Below are 19027 nucleotides of genomic sequence, written 5' to 3'. Positions count from 1 at the left end.
GCGCCGATGGTACTGCACTCGGGAGGGTGTGGGAGAGTAGGACACCGCCGGACAACCATTCACATCAGGGCCACCCCAATAGGGGTGGCCCTGATGTGTTTCTACGGTCCGGAAATCCGTCTGCCCTGGTTCGGCGAATCGGCCGGACCCGCGCCGTCTTCTGGGTACCGTCGGTGCGGGACCCGCCCCCCGCTGCGTGGTCCCCCGGCGTGATGGCGGGAAACGTGACGTGGAGTACGCCTCGTCCGCAATCGGGGCGGACCGGTCGGGGTACCTGCTCACCGTACGACCGGAACTGACCGTCGGGACCGGCGGAGGCAGGAGTGGTCATGAAGATCGGAATCATCGGCTCGGGGCACATCGGTGGGACGCTCACCCGGCGGCTGCGGACCCTCGACCACGACGTGACAGTCGCCAACTCGCGGGGGCCGCAGACCCTCACCGACCTGGCCGAGGAGACCGGCGCCACCGCAGGCACCCTCGAGCAGGCCGTGCAGGACGCCGAACTGGTCATCATCGCGATCCCGCTGCTGGCCGTGCCGGCCCTGCCTCCGGAGCTGTTCGACGGCAAGGTGGTCGTGGACGCGAACAACTACTACCCGCAGCGCGACGGCGACATCGCCGAGCTGCTGGACCGCAGCCTCAGCTCCAGCCGATGGACCGCGGAGCATCTCAAGGGCGCCCGGGTGGTGAAGGCCTTCAACAACATCCAGGCCCAGCACCTGATGGAGAACGGCCGTCCTGCCGGGGCGGGCGACCGGATCGGTCTGCCCGTGGCCGGCGACGACGCCGAGGCCAAGCAGCTGGTGATGCAGCTGGTCGACTCGCTGGGCTTCGACCCGGTGGACGCGGGCACCCTCGACGAGAGCTGGCGGCAGCAGCCCGACACCCCCGTCTACGGCACCGACCGGGACGCCGGCGGCGTACGGAAGGGACTGGCCGAGGCGCGGCCCTGACGGCGTACGACAGATGAAAGCCCCGCCGGCGACCAGCCGACGGGGCTTCTTCGTGCCCGGGTCAGGACGGCTCGGGGCCGCAGATGAAGCGGGGCTCGGCGTCGTAGGTCCAGCTGAACTTCTCCCGCTTGACCACCTTGCCGTCCTTCTTGATCACCCGGAAGGCGTCCTGGGCGAACCCGTCGCTGCCCACCGCGGCGATGCAGGTGGGACCGGGCTTCAGGTAGACCGTCTTCGGCTTGGTGATGTTGCGGCGGGGACCGTACTCGGTCTTCACGCTGTCGTAGATCTTCGTGCTCCAGATCGACACGGTGATCGTGCTGGACGTGTACGAGGTGTCGATCAGCACGCCGTGCGGGGTGTTGTTGCGGAACTTGAAGTCCAGGTCCGGCCAGAAGATGGTCGACTCGATCACCGCCGGGTAGCGGCTGAAGTAGAACGAGTGCGGCTTGTGCTCGACGTCCTCCAGGCCCGCGTAGTAGGTGGCGTTGAAGAGCGTCGTGGTGAACTGCGAGACGCCGCCGCCCACCCCGGGCACCAGCTTGCCGCCGACGATCACCGGCGCGTCCTTGTAGCCCTGGTCGTACCCGCGCTCCCCGGTGTGCCCGTTCAGCGAGAACGTCTCACCCGGCTTCACCACCGTGCCGTCGACGTCCTTGGCGGCCTGGATGATGTTCTGGCTGCGCGGCGAGGAGAGCCCGCCGGGGAACCGGGTGGTGAAGGTGGAGACCCGCTCCTTGATGCCCAGCGCGCCGAGCTTCTCCACGGTCAGCTCCGGCTCCGCCGGCTTCAGCTCGCCGCTGATCGTCCGCCCCTCTGCCTTGGGCAGGACGGCGAGCAGGTCACGACCGAGCGCGGCCGAGTCCAGCTGCTGGCCCGGGCGACCGGCCACCACCTTCGGCTTGCCGCCGGAGATGGTCATCGTGGCGTCCTTCGGCGGCGACTCGATCGACGCCAGCTTGGTGCCGAGGGCGGCGCGGAGCCGCTTCACGTCCACCCGGGGGGTGAGCTTGCCGGCCTCGTCGGCCGAGAAGCGCAGGCCCCGTGCGATCGCCGCCGGGGGAATGGTCACCGTGCCCTTGTCGGTGGTCAGCGTGACGGGCGCGGCGACCGCCGGCTTGGCCAGCTCCTCGACCATCCGGTCCACATCTGCGGCGGTGGTCGCCGGTGCCTGCTCCACCAGCGGCACGGTGACCTGCTCGCGGGCGAGCCAGCCGGCCGTGACGGCCTCGGCGGAGCGCGCCTTGTCCAGGGAGAGGGCGGGCTTCGGGTACACCGGCTTCGGCTTGGTGCCGGTGAAGATGATCGCCGGCATGGTCATCTCGCGGCCCTGCTTGCCCATGATCTTGCGCAGCGCCGCGTCGAGCCGGTCGGTGTCGACCGTGACCACCGGGTCGACCGTGCGGGAGCCGAGCAACCGGCTGACCGGGGGCGCGTCGGCCTCCGCCGCCGCCGCCACCGTGGCCTCCACGTCGATCGCCAGCCCCACGTCGGCCGGGCTGATCTCCGCCCGCTGCTCGCCCACCTGGACGGTCAGCGGGGCGTTCAGGGTCGCCCCCCGGCGCTCCAGCTCCGCACGCAGCTCGCGGACCGCCTCGCCCCGGCTCCGGCCGCCCAGTTCGGCGCCGAGTACCGACGTGCCCCGGGGGACGTCCCCGGCGTACGCGTAGGCACCGGCTCCGGCCACCGACGCCAACACTGCGGCGGCGAGGCCGCCGGCGAGCAGCAGCCGCCCACGCCGCGACCGCGAGCCGCCCGGGCCGCTGCCGGTCGGCGCCGGCTCGTCGTCACCCGGCCAGGTCACCGCGGTCACCTGCACCGTGGGCCGGTCGTCGGAGAGACGTTTGTCGCCGTAAAGGGTCACAGCCACCTCGATCGGGACGTACCACGTTGGGGGTTGCTGGCCCCCGGAAGACGTCTACGGTAACCAACGCGAGGGCCGGTGGACACCGTGCGGGCGGCCACCCCGCCGACAGCGTGTCGGTCAGGGGTGACCCGGCCACCGGGCGTGGGTGTCGCCATGGCACCGTGTCCGGGTGGGCGATCGGGTGCTGGCGTACGGCGGCGGGTGGCTGGACCGGGCGGCGGCGCTGCGCGCCGACCGGGAGTGGATCTCCGATCGGCTCACCGATCCCGGGGCCGTGCTGCTGCCGCTCTGGCGGGACCACTGCCTCGTCACCGCCGACCAGACGCCGGTACGGCTCCGTCCGGCCGACGCCGCCGAGGTGCTCGCCGCCGCCGACGAGACCGTCTTCCTCGGCCTGGACGCCGGGGTGCCGGTCTTCGCCGTGGACCTCTCGGGGCGTACCGGGGCCGAGGCGGTCCGGCTGGCCGGCGCCGCCGCGACCGCCGACGTCCGCGCCCTGGTCACCTGGCTCGATCCGGCCCAGGCGGCGGTGCAGGCGTACGCGCGCGGGCTGCTGCACTGGCACCGGCAGCAGCGGTACTGCGGCAGCTGCGGCTCGGCCACCGTGGCGCGCGACGGCGGGCACCTGCGGGCCTGCTCGGGACCGCGCTGCGGGCGGCTGCTCTTTCCCCGGATCGAACCGGCGATCATCGTGCTGGTCGAGGCGCCCGGATCGCCGGACCGCTGCCTGCTGGCCCGGCACGCCGGCGCCCCGGAGGGGTCGTACTCCACGCTCGCCGGCTTCGTCGAGGTGGGCGAGAGCCTGGAGGACGCCGTCCGCCGGGAGATGGCGGAAGAGGCCGGGGTGGCCCTCTCCGCGCTGTCGTACCAGGGGTCGCAGGCCTGGCCCTTCCCGGCCGGGCTGATGGTCGGGTTCCGGGCCACCGCCGCCTCCGAGGAGGTCCGGGTGGACGGCGTGGAGCTGCTGGAGGCGCGCTGGTTCACCCGGGACGAACTGCGCCGCCGGGAGGCCGAGGGACGGCCGCTGGGCCGGGCCGACTCGATCGACCACCACCTGCTCGGCAGCTGGCTCGCCGCCGGCGGCTGACCCCGGATCCGCTCCCCGGGCGGCCCGCCCTCCGCGGTGCCGAACCCGGGTCAGTTCGGACGGCGGGGGCGCAGGACCAGCCAGGCCATCACGGCGGCGGTCAGCGCGGCGGTGCCGAGCGCGCAGACCAGGACCCCTTCGACGGTGCGCGGTGCGACCAGCACCGCCGCGCCGGCCAGGCCGGCGGTGGCCACCCAGAGCGGCGCGGCGGGGAACCGGGCGCCGCCGGCCACCCGGTCGTTGACCAGCATGAAGACGACCGCGTAGAGGGCGCCGGTGGCGGCGAAGAGCGGGGCCTCGCCGGCCAGGTGCAGGTAGTCCGCGCCGCCGGCGAGCCGGAACGCCAGCTCGCCGCCGAGCGCGGCGGCCGCCACCAGGACGGCACCGCAGGCGAGGATCACCGCCAGCCCCAGCGCCCGGACCCGCCGGTCGCCCTGGGCCAGCCGGGGCAGCGCGAGCAGGGTCACCACCTGCGGCGCCCAGAGCGCGCCCTTGGTGAGCACCGCCCCGACCGCGTACGCCCCGGAGCCGTCGGCCGGAAGCAACTGCCGGGCGAGGAGCAGGTCGGCGTACGAGATGGTGAGCATCGCCAGGGTGGCCGCGCAGGCGGTCGTCACGTGGGTGGGGCGGAGGTCGCCCCCCGGTGTCGCGGGCGGGCCCGGGCGGTCGGAGCGGGCGAGGCGGGCCAGCAGCGGCAGGGCGAGCAGCCCGGTGACGGTGGCCAGCAGGAGTGCGGTGACCGCACCCCCGCCGAGCGCCAGGCCGGCGATCAGCCCGCCGTAGCGGCCGAGGGCGAGCACCGTCATCCCTACGGAGAGGCGCAGGAAGCGCTGGTCGCCCTGGAGCTCGCCGAGCCAGCGGCCGGCCAGCACGGTGGCGAAGGTGGTCGCCGCGAGCAGCAGGGTCAGCGCCACCGGCAGCCGCAGCAGCACGGTGAGCAGGGGCGCCGCCGCGACCGTGACGCCGGCGGTGACCCCGGCGGTGAGCAGCGCCAGCCGGCCGGTGGGGGTGGGACCGCGCCGGGCGCGGTGCACCGCGACGGCGATCTGCAGGCCGAACCCGGGCACGGCGGCGATCGCGCCGAGCGCCAGCACGGTGGCCAGCGCGCCCAGGTCGGCCGGGTCGAGCCGGCGGGCACCGAGGACCGGCACCAGGTAGGCCAGGGCGTTGCTCAGGGTGGTGGCCACGGTGACGGCGGCGCCGGCGGCCCCGAGCCGCGCCGCGCCGGCGTCCCTGCCGATGGTCTGTGTCATGCCGCCCCGAGTGGCCCGCGCTGCTCCGACGACCGGATGCGCCTCGCGGCCGGCGACGGCCGTGGCCGCCCCGGCCCGACCGGGGAGACGGTACCGGTCGGCCGACCGGCCGTCAGCCCCGCACCCGTGACCCCTGCCGTCGCGGCCGGGAAGCGTCTAGTGTGCTGCCCCATGGCGTCGACGAACGTGGCCGCGGCAGCTACCTCCGGGCTGGCCGCGAAGCTCCCCGAACGGTGGGTCGCGGACGGGATCCGGCTGGTCTACCCCCGGGTGGAGCCCGAGCTGGCCCGGCTGGCCGACTTCGTGCCGCGCGGCGGCACCGCCGTGGACGTGGGCGCCTGGTACGGCCCGTGGACCGCCCGCCTGCTGCGCCGCGCCGACCGGGTGGTGGCGGTGGAGCCCACGCCGCAGCTGGCCCGGCAACTGCGCACCGCGTTCCCCGCCGCCGAGGTGGTCGAGGCGGCCGTCTCCGACCACGCGGGCACCGCGTCGCTGCACGTTCCCGCCGGCGGCCCGATCGTCGGCACCTCCTCGCTGGAGGACCCCGGGCTGGGCGACCCGGTGGAGGTCCCGCGGATCACCCTGGACTCGCTGGGCCTGACCGACGTGCGCTTCGTCAAGCTCGACATCGAGGGGCACGAGCTTCCCGCGCTGCGCGGCGGGGCGGAGACCGTCCGGCGCGACCGGCCGGCGCTGCTGATCGAGGTGGAGGAGCGGATCCAGCCGGTGGAGCCGCTGCTGGAGCTGCTCACCGGCTGGGGCTACCGGGGGTACGTCCTGCCGGGGCGTACCTGGGTGCCGCTGGCCGACTTCGACCTCGGGCGGCACCAGCGGGAGGCGATCGCCCGGGTGGGCCAGAGCTTCGCCCGCCGGGTGCTCTGGCCCCGCCCCCGCTACGTCAACTCGGTGCTGTTCCGGCCGGAGTGAACCCCGGCCGGGGCCGTCACTGCTGGGGCGTGGGGGTGCCGACGGCGACCTCGTTGGTGCAGAGGGTCACGTCGGGGTCGGCGACGGTCAGCTCGGCGGTGTCCCCGCCGCCGGTGAACTCGAAGTAGATCTGGTGCAGGCCGGTCTTCACCGGGAACCGCTTCTCCTTGCCACCGAGCCGGAACGTGGCGGTGCTGTCGCCGGAGCTGAGGTAGCCGATCCGGACCACCCAGAACCAGTCGTCGCGGGGTCCGGTCAGCGGCATCCGCGCCGTCTCGCCGTCGGTGATCTTCCAGCCGCACGCCTGCTCCGGTCCCGGCTGCACGGTTGGGCCGTCGATGCGTACCGGGGTGATCCGGCCGGTGCGGTCGAACAGTGACGGCGCCTCCGCCTCGGTGACGAAGACCGGCCGCTCCGGCAGCGCCCGGAAGAACGTCGACTGCCGGTTGTACGGCGCGGAGAGCGCCGGCACCACGTCACCGGGGACCGGCTGGTCGAAGAAGACCGTGCCGGGCGGGGCGGCGGCCAGTTCGGCCCGGACGGTGTCCAGGTAGGTGCGCCCGGCCTTCACCGCCCACTCGTCGCCGAACCGGGCGGTCGTCCAGGCGGTGCCGAGACCGGCGGCGACCAGGGCGAGGGCCAGGCCGGCGGAGACCGCCTCCCGGTGGCGTACCAGCACGGCCGGGGGCGGCGGGTCCTCCGGGTCGCGTCCGCCGGTGAACGCCGCCGGCAGGGCCGGCTGCTCCGGCCGGTCGAGGTGCGGATCCGCCGGGCTCGCCGGCCCGCTCGCGGCGACGGTGCGCCCCGCCGGGCCGGTGGCCGTGGCGGGCGACACCGGCGGGATGGCGGCCGGTGGGGTCGGGCGGGTGGCCGCGCCGGCTCTCTGCGGTGGCGCGTCGAACGGTCGCGCCGCCGGCGGGCGGACCGGGGCCGGCAGATCGTCGTCGTCGTACTCGGCGTGCAGCACGCCGTGGCCCCGGTAGGCGGCGGCCGGCACGGTGACCCGGGGGGCCGGCTCGGCGTCGGCCGGGCGCTGCACGTCGGCCGTGACCGGCTCGGGCGCGGCGGTGGGCCGGTCCGGCTCCTCGTCGTCGCCCGCGTCTGCGGTCGCGGTGCCGGTGGGCTGGTCGCCGGTCGTGGCGTTGTCCACCCGCGCGGCGTCGACGTCGGAGTCGGTGTCGGCCGGGTCGGCGTCGTCGCGGTCCGCCGGTGCCGGGTCGGCGGGGGCGAAACGGTCCGGCGCCGGCCGCAGGCCGAGCAGGGCGACGCCGATGCAGAGCGCGGCCACCACCACCACGTCGCTGACGTACCGGGGGACGGCACCGGCGACGTCGCTGTAGATCGAGCCGAGTCGGGTGGCGGCCAGCAGAGCGGTCACCAGGGTCAGGTACGACGCCAGCAGCAGCCAGGCCCGCCCGGCGACCCGGCGCAGCCGGACGGTCAGCACCACCAGCACCAGGAAGGCCGCCCAGGCGATCCATCGGCCCAGCTCCGGCGGGGCGGTCACCGGGGCGCCGTCACCGGCCGGCAGCCAGCGCCACGGCCCGCCCAGCAGACCCGGTACGACCGTGGAGCCGAGGAGTTGCCAGAGGAAGGAGAACACCTCGCCGAGCGAGTCCGGCCGACGCAGCGACGACTCCGCCCGGGAGCCGTAGAGGGCCAGGAAGCCCAGCGAGAGGCCGGTCAGCAGCAGCCACGACGGCCAGTACCGGCGGACGGTGGTCAGCACCGCCCGCACCGGCGGGCCGCCGACGAACAGGAACGCGGTCAGCAGGAAGACCAGCGGCACCACCAGCAGGGCCTTCTCGAAGAAGAGCAGCCCGAAGAGCACGGCCAGGGCGAGGGTCACCAGGTGCCGCCGCCGGCCGGTGCGCACGTACCGGACCTGGGCGCCGACCGCGAGCACCATGGCGATCTGCATCGGCAGCATGTTCACCCCGACCGCCCACCAGGAGGTGGCCTCCAGGGTCAGCGGGCTGAACAGGAACACCGCCAGCGGCACCAGCAGCGCCCAGCCGGGGCGTACCAGGGTGCGCAGCAGCCGGGCGAAGCTCACCGCGAGGATCGCCTGGGCGGCGGTGAGGATCAGGACGTACGGCCAGTAGGCGAGGCCGGCCGCCCGGGTCACCAGCCAGGTGATCAGCAGCGCGGCCGGCATGAAGTGGTTGTTGTAGAGCGTGAGCAGGAAGCCCGGGGTCAGCTCGGCCTCGGCGGCCCGGGCGATCAGCATGTAGTCGTCGACCGCCAGGTAGCCGCGCGAGGCGAGCTGCGCCCGCCAGGCCAGGCTCACCAGGATCATGGCGACGGCCACCGCCCGGACCGGGTGCACGCGCGCCCAGCCGCCGATGAGGCCGGTCCCTTCGGGGGAGGTGGTCGAGCCGGTCGATGCCATGGCGGGAAGACTGCCACACCGGGCACCTGGCGTCCCATCAGGTCATCGGGTGGTTCCCGGTCGTCGCCGGAGCGCGGCGGTGGCCGCGTACAGTGGCGAGCCACCACGGCGCGGTCGGGCCGCGCCCGGCAGGCAGGTGGGGGTCGACGGATGCGTGGACGGCTGGTGCCGTACGGCGTGGCCGCCGTCGTGGCGGCGGTGGTGCTCGCGCCGCTGGCGCTGCCCGGGTACGTGCTCCGCTACGACATGGTCTTCGTGCCCCGGCAGGCGTTGAGCTGGGACGTGATCGCCCCGGCCTCGGCGCTGCCCCGCGCCGTGCCGCAGGACGCCGTGGTCGCCCTCGCCAACCTGCTGGTCCCCGGCTGGCTGCTGCAACGGCTGGTGCTGGTGGCGATCCTCTGGTTCGCCGCGCTCGGCGCTGCCCGGCTGGTGCCCACCAACCGCACCGCCGTACGGGTGGTCGCCGCGCTCGGGTACGCCTGGACGCCGTACCTGGCGGAGCGGCTGCTGATCGGGCAGTGGGGGCTGCTGCTGGCGTACGCGATGCTGCCCTGGCTGGTGGCGGCGGCGCTCGGGGTGCGCGCGGGCCGGCCCGGGGCGCTGCCCGGGCTGCTGCTGGCGGCCGCGGTCTCCGCGATCACCCCGACCGGCGGGCTGATCGCCCTGGTGGCGGTGGCGGTGCTGCTGCCCGGCCGCTACCCCGGCGCCGCCCGCCGGGCCGGCATCGGGCTCGCGGTGACGGTGCTGCTCAACGCGCCGTGGCTGGTGGCCGGGCTGGGCAGCGCCACCGGGGGCCGCTCCGACCCGGCCGGGGTGCCGGCCTTCGCCGCGCGTGCCGAGAACTGGGGTGGGTCGCTGGTCGCGCTCGCCGGCACCGGCGGGATCTGGAACGCGCTGACCGTCCCGGTGTCCCGCCAGGCCGGGTTCGTGCCGCCGGCCACCGTCGGGCTGCTGCTCCTGGCCGGGTATGGCCTGGCGCTGCTGCGCCGGCGCTGGCCGGCCGGGGCGCCCGTGCGGCTGCTGGTGCTGGCCGCCGGATCGTGGCTGGTGGCGGCGCTCGGCGTGCTGCCTGGTGGGGCCGCGCTGCTCGGCTGGCTGGTCGACACCGCGCCCGGGGGCGGGCTGGTCCGCGACGGGCAGAAGCTGCTCGTCCCGTACGCGCTGGCCCTCGCGGTGGCCGTGGCGCTCGGCGTGGAACGGCTCGCGGACCGGCTGGCCACCCGGTTCGACCGGACCACCGGCACGGTGCTGCTGGTCGGCGCGGCCATGCTGCCGGTGGCGCTCCTGCCCGACCTGGCCTTCGGGGCGCTCGGCCGGTTGACGCCGGTGCACTACCCGGCCGACTGGGCCGTGGTCGCCCGGCAGGTGGCCGACCGGCCGGGCGAGGTGATCTCCCTGCCGTTCCAGGAGTACCAGCGGTACGCCTGGAACGGCGACCGGGTGGTGATCGACCCGGCTCCGCGGTACCTGTCGTCGCCGGTGCTGATCGACGACACCCTGTGGGTGGGTGACGTCGCGGTCGGCAAGGAGGATCCGCGGGCGGCCCAGGTGCGCGACCTGCTCGCCGCCGGCCGTCCGCTGGCCGCGATGAAGGCGCGCTGGGTCCTGGTGCAGCGGGCCTCCGGTCCGGCGGTGCCCGGGACGTCGCTGGCCGGGCTGCGACTGGCCCACGCCGGGCCGGAGTTGGCCCTCTACGAGAACCCGGCCTGGACGGCCCCGGCCGGTCGGGCCGGCCCCGGTCCGGTCGGTCTCGCCCACCTGCTGGCCGGAACGGTGGTGTTGGCCATCGGGTTTTCGGGCACTGCGCAGGTGCTGCGGCGCATGGTAGCGTCCCGGCACGCGAGTCCCGCGGAAGGAGAAGGTGGATGAGGAACCTGCCCGCGTTCGTCGCCGTCGGGGTGCTCGGGGTCGTGCTCGGCCTGCTCGGCAGCGTCGGTCTGGCGAATGCGCTCAGCCCGTCCGCCAAGGAGGCCGCCAACACCAAGGTGAGCGAGCAGAGCTCCGAGAGCACCCTGTACGGCACGCGCTGAACCACCGTCGACCGGGGCGTCCGCTGTTGCGGGCGCCCCGGTCGCGTGTCCGGGGCCGGTGCGCGCCGGCCGTCAGCGGGCGGCGGTGAGCCGGGCGACCAGCTGCGCGAAGCGCGCCCCGGTCGCGGCCCAGGTGAAGCGCCCCGCGTGGACCAGTGCCGCCTCGCCCATCGCCTTGCGCCGCACGTCGTCGGCGAGCAGCTCGCGGACCCGGTCGGTGAACTCGCGCTCGTCGTCGACCAGCAGGCCGGTCTCGGTGTCGACCATCGCCTCGGCGACGCCACCGGCGTAGCGGAACGCGATCGTCGGCGTGCTGCGGGCGGCGGCCTCGACGATGGTCAGCCCCCAGCCCTCCTTGAGCGACGGGGTCAGCGCCAGCCAGCAGGAGGAGAGCACCTCGTGCTTCTCCTCCTCGCTGATGAAGCCGGTGAAGCGGACCCGGTCGGCGATGCCGAGGGAGTCGGCCACCTCCCGCAGCGGCTGCTCCCACCAGCCCTGACCGGCCACCACCAGCTCCAGCTCCGGCAGCTCCCCGGCCAGCTCGGCGACCGTGCGCATGGCGATCTCGACCCGCTTGTGCGGCACCAGTCGACCCAGCACCAGCAGCGACGGGTGGGTGGTGCGGGGCAGCGGCGGTCCGGTCACCGGCGGGGTGCCGTTGGGCACCACGTCGATCCGCTCCGCGTCCACCCCCAGCTCGGCCAGCTCGGCGCGGCTGGCCTCGGAGACCGTCACGTAGCGGCAGCGGCGGTAGAGCCGGACCGCCAGCCACGACTCGATCCACCAGCCCAGCCGGCACATCCACGGGCCGAAGACCACCGGCCACTGCTCCCGGTGCACGTGGTGCACCAGCGCGAGCACCGGGCGACCGGCGTAGAGCGGGGCGAAGAACGGCACGCCGTTGCAGACGTCCACCACCAGGTCCGGCAGGCCGAGGCCGCGCCGGCCCAGCGGGCCCAGCCCGAACCGGCCGGCCAGGTAGGTCAGGGCCGCGCGGGCGTACACCGTGTGCCGGGAGCCGCGGCGCAGCAGGCGTACGCCGTCGGGGTTGGTCTCTTCCGGGCCGCCGTTCGCGTGGGCGGCGCAGAGCATGGTGACCCGGTGTCCGGCGGCGACCAGTTCGGCGGCGATCCGCTCGATGTAGACCTCCGACCCCCCGCCCTCGGGGTTGCTGGTGTCGCGCCAGTTGAGGAACAGCACGTGGCGAGCGGTGGTGCTGCTGGAGTGGTCCACGCTGCTCCTACCGGTCAGTAAGCGGCACGATCGCGCCACCCTAGGGCGGCCCGGCCCGCGGGCGCAATGGGTCGGACCGGCAGCGACGATCGGATAACAGCTCGTCGACCGGGGGTTTGCCGGGGACCCGAAACCTTGGCAGGGTGTGTCATCGCGGAACGATGCGGGGTCGGTGAACACACCGGCGAGGGCCGTCCGCGACACCCGTGACCTGCGGCAGCGTGCCGACGGACGGGCGACGGCCAGGAGGGGAGGCAGCCGTGGTGCGCGACGTGCCGGCGCGGTTGCTCGCCCGCCGTTCCCCGGTGGTGCTGCTCAGCGCCGCCCTGGTGCTGCTGCTCGTCGGCTGGGCCGGGTACGCCTGGTTGCGTGACGAGCAGGTGACGCCGGAGTGCGCCGAGCGGGTGCGGCTGCGGGTGGCCGCCGCCCCGGTGGTCGCCCCGGCGGTGGACCGGATCGCCCGCGCCTCGGTGGGCCGGCAGCCGTGCGTGTCGATCGCCGTGGAGTCCCGCGAGTCCGACGCCGTCGCCGCCGAACTGGCCAGTGGCGCCGAGGTGGCCGACGCCTGGCTGCCCGAGTCGACGTTCTGGCTGCGGCGGGCCCGCGCCGCCGGCGCCTTCGAGGTGCCCGGGCAGGGCACGTCGGTGGCGAGCACCCCGGTGGTGCTCGCGGTGACAGAGCCGGTGGCCCGCCGGTCCGGCTGGCCCGCCAAGCCACTGACCTGGGCGCCGCTCATCGGTCCCCGGGCCGGCGCCCGCCCGGTCGGGCTGCCCGACCCGGCCGCCGACGCCGCCGGGGTGGGCGCGCTGCTCGGCGTCCGGGCGCTCGCCGCCGGGGAACGCGACCCGCGCGGGGTGGTGGCGGCGACGCTGCGCCGGCTCGCCGGCCACACGTTCAGCCCCACCGGCACCGGGGCGGCGCTCTCCCCGGGCGCCAAGCTGCCCGGCCGCTCCGAAGCCGTCGCCACCACCGAACAGGCGGTGCTCGGGCACAACGCGCTGGCCGGCGCCGACAAGCTGGTCGCCGCGTACCCGGAGGTGGCGGTCCCCGCGCTCGACCTGCCGTACGCCGTGCTGCCCGCCGCCCGCGACGCCGTGCGGGACGCCGCCGCCGGCTTCCTCAGCGACCTGCTGACCAACACCTCCCGGGAGGTGCTGACCGGGTACGGCTTCCGCACCGCCGCCGGCTACCCGCCCGCCATGCCGCGCGACCGCCGCCTCGACCCGGCGGTACGCGAACCGGTGGCGCTGCCGGCCGAGGAGACGGTGACCGAGATGCTGACCGGGTGGAGCGGGGTGCAGCGCAGCGCCCGGATCCTCACCGTGCTGGACGTCTCCGGCTCGATGGCCGCCCGGGTGCCCGGCGGCGGCACCCGGCTCGACGCCACCGTGGCCGCCGCCCGGGAGGGTGCCGGGCTGCTGCTGGACAACAGCGAGCTGGGGATCTGGGTCTTCTCCACCCGGGTCGACGGCGACCGGGACTACCGGGAGATCCTGCCGGTCCGGCCGCTGCGCGCGCAGCGGGCCGCGCTGGCGCAGCGGCTCGGCGAGGTGAAGGTCAAGCCCAAGGGCGGCACCGGCCTGTACGACTCGACCCTGGCGGCGTACCGGGAGGCGCGGCGGCACTGGACCCCGGGGCGGATCAACCTGGTGCTGGTGATGACCGACGGGCGCAACGAGGACGCCGAGGGCATCGACCGGAAGAAGTTCCTCGCCGAGCTCGCCGCCATGCAGGACCCGCGCAAGCCGCTGCCGATCGTCTTCGTCGGCCTCGGCCCGGACGTGGACCCGGAGGAGCTGAACGCGATCGCCAAGGTCACCGGCGGGCAGGTCCACCGCACCGCCCATCCGAAGGGCATGCGGCAGGTCTTCTTCTCCGCCCTGGCCAACCTGAGCTGCCTGCCCCCGGAGTGCCGGCGGTGACCGCCACCTCGGCGCGGCGGGTGCTGGACCGGGTCGTCCGGCCGGTCCGCGAGGCCCCCGCCACCGCGTCCTGCCTGGTGCTGCTCACCGTGCTGGCGTTCGCGCAGCGGCCCGGCCAGGTCACCTTCGACACCAAGCTCGACCTGGCGGCGAACCCCCTGCACTTCATGGCCCGGGCGCTGCACCTGTGGAACCCGGAGGCCACCTCCGGCGAGTTGCAGAACCAGGCGTACGGCTACCTCTTCCCGATGGGGCCGTTCTTCGGCGCGGGGCAACTGCTCGGCGTACCCCCGTGGGTCACCCAGCGGCTCTGGTGCGCGGTGCTGTTCTGCGCCGCCTTCTACGGCCTGCTGCGGCTGGCCCGCGCGTTCGGCATCGGCACCGAACCGACCCGGTACGCCGCCGCGCTCGGCTACGCGCTGGCGCCCCGGATGCTCACCGAGATCGGCGCGCTCTCCTCCGAGGTCCTCTCCGCGGCCATGCTGCCCTGGGTGCTGCTGCCGCTGGTGCAGGTGAAGCGGATCGGCTCGCCGCGCCGGGCCGCGGCGCTCTCCGCGCTGGCCGTGCTCGGCATGGGCGGCATCAACGCGGCGGTCGTGCTGCTGGCCCTGGTGCTGCCCGGGGTGTGGCTGCTCTCCCGCCGCTGGGACGCCGCCCACCTGCGGCTGGTCGGCTGGTGGTGCCTCGGCGTCGTCGGGGTCTGCCTCTGGTGGATCGTGCCGCTGCTGCTGCTCGGCGAGTACAGCCTGCCGTTCCTGGACTACATCGAGTCGTCCACCACGACCACCGCGGTCGCCTCGCTGTTCCAGGCGGTACGCGGCACCAACCAGTGGGTGGCGTACATCGTCCAGGGCGACCCGTGGTGGCCGGCGGGCTGGCTGCTGATCGACCACCCGGCGCTGATGGCGCTCACCGCCGTGGTCGCGCTGGTCGGCCTGGCCGGGCTGGCCGGCAACCTGCTGCCGGAGCGGCGATTCCTGGTGCTCGGCTTCCTGGCCGGGCTGACCCTGCTCACCATGGGCTACGTCGGCAGCCTGGACAGCCCCCTCTCCGAGCAGGTCCGCGACCTGCTGGACGGCCCGCTGGCACCGTTCCGCAACGTGCACAAGCTGGAGCCGGTGCTGCGGCTGCCGCTGATGCTCGGCTTCGCGCACGGCGTCGACGCCTGGGTCACCCGGCTGCACACCGCCGCCCGCCGCCGACGGCCCGGGCTGCGGTTGCGCCCGGTGGTGTTCGTGCCGGTCTTCGCCCTGGTCCTGGGGGCGGCCGCGCCGGCCTGGACGGGGCTGCTGCGCCCCGGCCCCGGCTGGTCGGACCTGCCGCCGCACTGGCGGGCGGCGGCCACCTGGCTCGCCGACCGGGATGCGCTGGCCCGCACGCTGGTGGTGCCGGGTTCCGGCTTCGGCCAGTACGACTGGGGACGCACCGTCGACGAGCCGTTGCAGTCCCTGGCCGGGGCGCCCTGGGCGGTGCGCCACCAGATCCCGCTCGGCTCGATCGGCAACATCCGGATGATGGACACCGTCGAGACGGTGCTGGCCGGTGGCCGCGGCTCGGCCGGGCTGGCGGACTTCCTGGCCCGCTCCGGCTTCCGCCACCTGCTGCTGCGCAACGACATCGACCGTACGCAGGTCGACGCCCCGCCGGTGGCGGTGCTGCGCCGGGCACTGGCCGGGTCGCCGGGGATCACCCGGGTGGCCACCTTCGGCAGCACCGACGCGGTCCGCCGGGCCGCCGGCAGCCCGGTCGACGACGACGCCGGCGCGCTGCCGGCCGTCGAGGTGTACGAGGTGGAGCGCCCGGTGCCGGCCGCTTCGGCGGTGCTCACCGCCGACGTGCCCACGGTCAGCGGCGGCCCCGAGTCGCTGCTGCCCCTGCTCGAGCAGGGCCTGGTGGAGCGGGACCGCCCGGTGGTGCTGGCCGGCGACCGCGCCGACGCCGACGTCGGCGCCACCGGCGACCGGTGGATCGTCACCGACGGCCTGCGCCGCCGGGAACGCGACATCGGCCGGGTACGGGACAACCTCAGCCAGACGATGACCGCGGCGGAGTCGGGCCGGCAGGGCCGGGTGGCCCTCGACCTGCTGCCCTTCGGCGGCCGCCGGCACCAGACCGTCGCGACCTACCAGGGGTTGCGCGAGGTCAGCGCCGCCACGGCGGCCAGCTTCGTGGACAACCTGGCCCCGGCAGATCCGTCGCACCTGCCGTTCGCCGCCGTCGACGGGGACGCCGGCACCGCCTGGCACTCGGCGGCCCTGGCCGGGCCGGTGGGGCAGTGGCTCCAACTGGACCTGGACACCCCGCGCGAGGTCCAGCAGGTCTCCCTGGCGTTCGTCGACGACCTCGGGGTCGGCTGGCCGGTGACCCGGTTCCGGATCAGCACCGACCGCGGCTCGGTCGACCACGACGTCACCGCCGGGCTGGGCGCGCAGACGTACTACACCCTGCCCGGGGCGACCAGCACGATCCGGATCACCGTGCTGGCGGTGGCCGGCAACCGGCTCGACGGCGGGGTGGGTATCCGGGAACTCACCGTCCCCGACGTCACGCCCCGCCGGGCGCTGCGGGTGCCGACCGACCTGCCGGCCACCGGCACCGGCCCGGTCGCCTGGTCGTTCAGCCGGGGCGCGGGCGACCGGCCGGCGTGCTACCCGGCCGACGCGCCCGAGGGCGACCCCCGCGCGGTGCCGGCCGGCTCCGACGCCGTGCCGGCGAACTCCGGGGTCGTGCCGGTCACGCGGACCACGGCGGGGGTCCGGCCGGCCGGCACCGTGGTGCGCTGCGACCGTTTCCTGGCCCGGGTCGGCGAGGAGCCGCTCGGGGTCGACCGGCTGTTCCGCAGCACCACCGCCGGCACGTACCGGCTGACCGTCACCGCGGTCGCCCGCCCCGGTGGCGCGGTCACGCCGGCCGGTGCCCCGGTGACCGCCGGCGCGTCGTCGCACCTGGCCGGTGACCCGTCCGTGGCCCCGTACGCGGCGGTCGACGGGGACCCGGGCACGGCCTGGCTGGCCGGCATCGGCGACCTGCGGCCCACCCTGACGCTGGGCTGGAAGGGGCAGCGCCGGATCGACCGGCTCCGGCTGCGCCCCGCCGACCTGCCGATCGGTTCCCCGCCGACCCGGGTCGAGGTGCGCGCCGGTGGCCGTACCCAGCTCGTGCCGGTCGGCCCGGACGGGCTGGTCCGGTTCGCCGCCGCGCGTACCGACCGGGTGGAAGTCGTCGTACGGGAGGCCGCCGACCGGGTGGCCGACCGGCGTGGCAACGGCTGGACCGCCACCGTCGGCATCGCCGAGGTGGAGATCCCCGGCCTGCCGATCCGGCCGCTGAGCGCCGGTTCCCGGGTATCCGTGCCGTGCGGCGCCGGGCCGGCGGTGGAACTCGACGGTTTCCGCTACGACACGGCGGTCGCCGGCACCCTCGGCGACGTCGTCGCCGGGCGGCCGATGCCGGTCACCCTCTGCGGGGAGACCGGCGCGGTGGTGGACCTGCCGGCCGGCGGGCACCGGCTGGCCAGCTCACCGTCGCGCGGCTTCGTGGTGCAGGACGCGACGCTGCGGCCTGCCGGCCCGGCCGCCGCCGCACCCCGGCACCGGGACGTGTCGGTGCTCGACTGGGCCCCGACCGAGCGCCGGGTACGGGTCGCCGCCGGGGAGAGCGCGCTGCTGGTCGTACCCGAGAACGCGAACGCCGGGTGGACGGCCACCCTGGACGGGCGGACGTTGCCGGCCACCCGGGTCGACGGGTGGCAGCAGGCCTGGGTGCTGCCGGCGGGGGCCGGCGGCGAGGTGCGGCTGGAGTTCACCCCCGACCGCGCCTACCGGGGCGGCCTGGCCGTGGGCGCGCTGACCGCGCTGGCCGTGCTGGTGCTCGCCGCCTGGCCGGTGCGGCGGCGACCGGAGGGCCCCGGGGCGCTGCCCGCCGAGAGTGCCCCCTGGTTCGTCGGGACGCTGCTGGTGGTGCTGCTCGCCGCGCTCGGCGGAGTGCTGCCGGTGGCGATCGTGCTGGCGGCGATGCTGTTGCGCCAGCTCGCCCTCCGGGCCCTGCCGGTGGTGGTCTTCGGCGGCCTGACCGTGGCCACGGTGGTCGCGGTCGCAGGCCGGCTGCGCGGGTACGGCCAGGAGTGGGCGTACGGGACGTGGGTGCAGGCGGCGATGCTGGTGGCGATCGGCGCGGTGGTCGCCGCGGTGGTCCCGGTCCCCGGCGCGGTCCCGGCGACCGGCGGCGGTCCGGCAGGCGAGCCCGACCCGGTCGCCGGTGCGCCGTCCACGCCCGGCGGCGGGGCCGACGCCGCGCGGGACGAGCCGCCCGCCGGTTCCGCGACGGACGCCGGTTCCGCGACGGACGCCGGTTCCGCGACGGACGACGGGCCCGCGACGGACGACGGGCCCCGTGCGCCGGACCCCGCGGACGACGGGGACGATGTGCCGGACTCCGCGGAGGACGAGGACGCTGACCGGCCGACCGCCGGCGAGGACGAGGACGGGACGGTAGTGCGATGACCGTTGGACAGGGACCGGCGGCCCGCCGCCGGTTCGCCACGCTGAGCCGGTCGGTGGCCCTGTTCCGGGCCTTCCTGGTCGAGCAGACCGACCCGGACCACTTCTACGGCCTGCTCGCCGACGACTCGGTACGCCAGGTCTCCGGCTACGCCGGGCTGGCCGGGCGGACGGTGCTCGACGTGGGCGGCGGCCCCGGCTACTTCGCGCAGGCGTTCCGCGCCGCCGGTGCCCGCTACGTGGGCCTGGACCCGGACGTGGGGGACTTCTCCGCGGCGGAGTCCTCGGCCGGGATGCTGCGCGGCAGCGGCACCGCGCTGCCGGTGCGCTCTGGCAGCGTCGACGTCTGTTTCTCGTCGAACGTGCTCGAACACGTCTCCGAGCCGCACCGCATGCTGGACGAGATGGCGCGGGTGACGAAGCCCGGCGGCGTCCTGTTCGTCTCGTTCACCCCGTGGCTCTCGCCGTGGGGCGGGCACGAGACCGCCCCCTGGCACTACCTGGGCGGGCAGCGGGCCCGGCGGCGGTACGAGCGGCGCAACGGCCGCCCGCCGAAGAACCGGTTCCGCGAGACGCTCTTCCCGGTCTCCATCGCCGACGCGCTGCGCTGGGCCCGGGGCAACCCCGAGGTCGAGGTGCTGGACGCGCTGCCCCGCTATCACCCCTGGTGGGGGCGGTGGATCGTGCGGATTCCCGGGGCGCGGGAAATCGGTTCGTGGAACTTCCTGCTCGTGCTGCGTCGTGCCGGTGAGCGGCCCGACGTTGCCGGGCAGGCGGAAAAAGTAGGGCTGACCGGGGGTCGCGTCCGGATGTGACCAGGTAGTAACCTCGCGGCCATCCCACTGATCGACAACGACGAAA

The 19027-nt window shown here is 75.6% G+C and carries 12 protein-coding genes; 8 read left to right on the top strand and 4 right to left on the bottom strand.

The window, feature by feature from the left end:
- The first annotated feature begins 329 nt into the window (after positions 1–329).
- Entirely contained in the window at positions 330–956 is a 627-nt protein-coding gene (locus ACSNN7_RS12920; protein ID WP_436680976.1) for an NADPH-dependent F420 reductase, read from the top strand.
- A gap of 61 nt (positions 957–1017) precedes the next feature.
- Here the strand turns inward: ACSNN7_RS12920 and ACSNN7_RS12915 are convergent, their stop codons facing one another.
- A complete protein-coding gene (locus ACSNN7_RS12915; protein WP_436680975.1) occupies positions 1018–2826 on the bottom strand; it encodes a VanW family protein in 1809 nt (602 codons plus the stop codon).
- A gap of 166 nt (positions 2827–2992) precedes the next feature.
- Here ACSNN7_RS12915 and nudC point away from each other — a divergent pair, with 166 nt between their 5' ends.
- Positions 2993–3910: an NAD(+) diphosphatase gene (gene nudC, locus ACSNN7_RS12910; RefSeq protein WP_436680974.1), complete on the top strand. Its 918-nt coding sequence runs from the start codon at positions 2993–2995 to the stop codon at positions 3908–3910.
- Positions 3911–3960: 50 nt separating this feature from the next.
- Here nudC and ACSNN7_RS12905 read toward each other — a convergent pair whose 3' ends face one another.
- Positions 3961–5163: a polysaccharide biosynthesis protein gene (locus tag ACSNN7_RS12905; RefSeq protein ID WP_436680973.1), complete on the bottom strand. Its 1203-nt coding sequence runs from the start codon at positions 5161–5163 to the stop codon at positions 3961–3963.
- A 171-nt stretch (positions 5164–5334) separates the two neighbouring features.
- Between ACSNN7_RS12905 and ACSNN7_RS12900 the strand changes: the two genes are divergently transcribed.
- A complete protein-coding gene (locus ACSNN7_RS12900; RefSeq protein ID WP_436680972.1) occupies positions 5335–6090 on the top strand; it encodes an FkbM family methyltransferase in 756 nt (251 codons plus the stop codon).
- Positions 6091–6106: 16 nt separating this feature from the next.
- Here ACSNN7_RS12900 and ACSNN7_RS12895 read toward each other — a convergent pair whose 3' ends face one another.
- Positions 6107–8482 carry a hypothetical protein gene (locus tag ACSNN7_RS12895; protein ID WP_436680971.1) on the bottom strand — a complete coding sequence of 792 codons (2376 nt, stop codon included), beginning with the start codon at positions 8480–8482 and terminating at the stop codon, positions 6107–6109.
- Positions 8483–8632: 150 nt separating this feature from the next.
- Between ACSNN7_RS12895 and ACSNN7_RS12890 the strand changes: the two genes are divergently transcribed.
- Both ACSNN7_RS12890 and ACSNN7_RS12885 read left to right on the top strand, forming a co-directional pair.
- Positions 8633–10351, top strand: coding sequence for a hypothetical protein (locus tag ACSNN7_RS12890; RefSeq protein WP_436680970.1), 1719 nt, complete (start codon positions 8633–8635; stop codon positions 10349–10351).
- The gene (locus ACSNN7_RS12885) at positions 10348–10512 is read left to right on the top strand and encodes a hypothetical protein (RefSeq protein ID WP_334457566.1); all 165 of its coding nucleotides are present in this window, start codon (positions 10348–10350) and stop codon (positions 10510–10512) included. Before ACSNN7_RS12890 ends, ACSNN7_RS12885 begins: the two co-directional genes overlap by 4 nt.
- Before the next feature lie 72 nt (positions 10513–10584).
- On the opposite strand, the gene ACSNN7_RS12880 is transcribed toward ACSNN7_RS12885, so the two are convergent.
- Positions 10585–11745 (bottom strand): glycosyltransferase family 4 protein, encoded by a 1161-nt coding sequence (locus tag ACSNN7_RS12880; RefSeq protein ID WP_436680969.1) that lies wholly within the window; start codon positions 11743–11745, stop codon positions 10585–10587.
- A gap of 260 nt (positions 11746–12005) precedes the next feature.
- Between ACSNN7_RS12880 and ACSNN7_RS12875 the strand changes: the two genes are divergently transcribed.
- The 3 genes from ACSNN7_RS12875 to ACSNN7_RS12865 are packed head-to-tail and all read left to right on the top strand — an operon-like array spanning position 12006 to position 18981.
- Complete coding sequence (locus ACSNN7_RS12875) at positions 12006–13667, top strand: substrate-binding domain-containing protein (RefSeq protein ID WP_436680968.1); 1662 nt, start codon at positions 12006–12008, stop codon at positions 13665–13667.
- Positions 13664–18169, top strand: a complete 4506-nt coding sequence (locus ACSNN7_RS12870) for an alpha-(1->3)-arabinofuranosyltransferase domain-containing protein (RefSeq protein ID WP_436680967.1) — start codon at positions 13664–13666, stop codon at positions 18167–18169. Before ACSNN7_RS12875 ends, ACSNN7_RS12870 begins: the two co-directional genes overlap by 4 nt.
- Positions 18166–18981: a class I SAM-dependent methyltransferase gene (locus ACSNN7_RS12865; protein WP_436680966.1), complete on the top strand. Its 816-nt coding sequence runs from the start codon at positions 18166–18168 to the stop codon at positions 18979–18981. Before ACSNN7_RS12870 ends, ACSNN7_RS12865 begins: the two co-directional genes overlap by 4 nt.
- Positions 18982–19027: the final 46 nt, after the last annotated feature.

Origin of the sequence: Micromonospora sp. URMC 105 (genome assembly GCF_051386295.1) — a bacterium.
Classification (GTDB): Bacteria; Actinomycetota; Actinomycetes; order Mycobacteriales; family Micromonosporaceae; genus Micromonospora.
Note: the sequence above shows the minus strand (reverse complement) of the source record. Positions and strands in the feature narration are given on the sequence as shown.

Coding starts and splice junctions, on each gene's coding strand:
- ACSNN7_RS12920 (WP_436680976.1), top strand. CDS start 330: ATGAAGATCGGAATCATCGGCTCGGGGCACATCGGTGGGACGCTCACC.
- ACSNN7_RS12905 (WP_436680973.1), bottom strand. CDS start 5,163: ATGACACAGACCATCGGCAGGGACGCCGGCGCGGCGCGGCTCGGGGCC.
- ACSNN7_RS12900 (WP_436680972.1), top strand. CDS start 5,335: ATGGCGTCGACGAACGTGGCCGCGGCAGCTACCTCCGGGCTGGCCGCG.
- ACSNN7_RS12895 (WP_436680971.1), bottom strand. CDS start 8,482: ATGGCATCGACCGGCTCGACCACCTCCCCCGAAGGGACCGGCCTCATC.
- ACSNN7_RS12890 (WP_436680970.1), top strand. CDS start 8,633: ATGCGTGGACGGCTGGTGCCGTACGGCGTGGCCGCCGTCGTGGCGGCG.
- ACSNN7_RS12885 (WP_334457566.1), top strand. CDS start 10,348: ATGAGGAACCTGCCCGCGTTCGTCGCCGTCGGGGTGCTCGGGGTCGTG.
- ACSNN7_RS12865 (WP_436680966.1), top strand. CDS start 18,166: ATGACCGTTGGACAGGGACCGGCGGCCCGCCGCCGGTTCGCCACGCTG.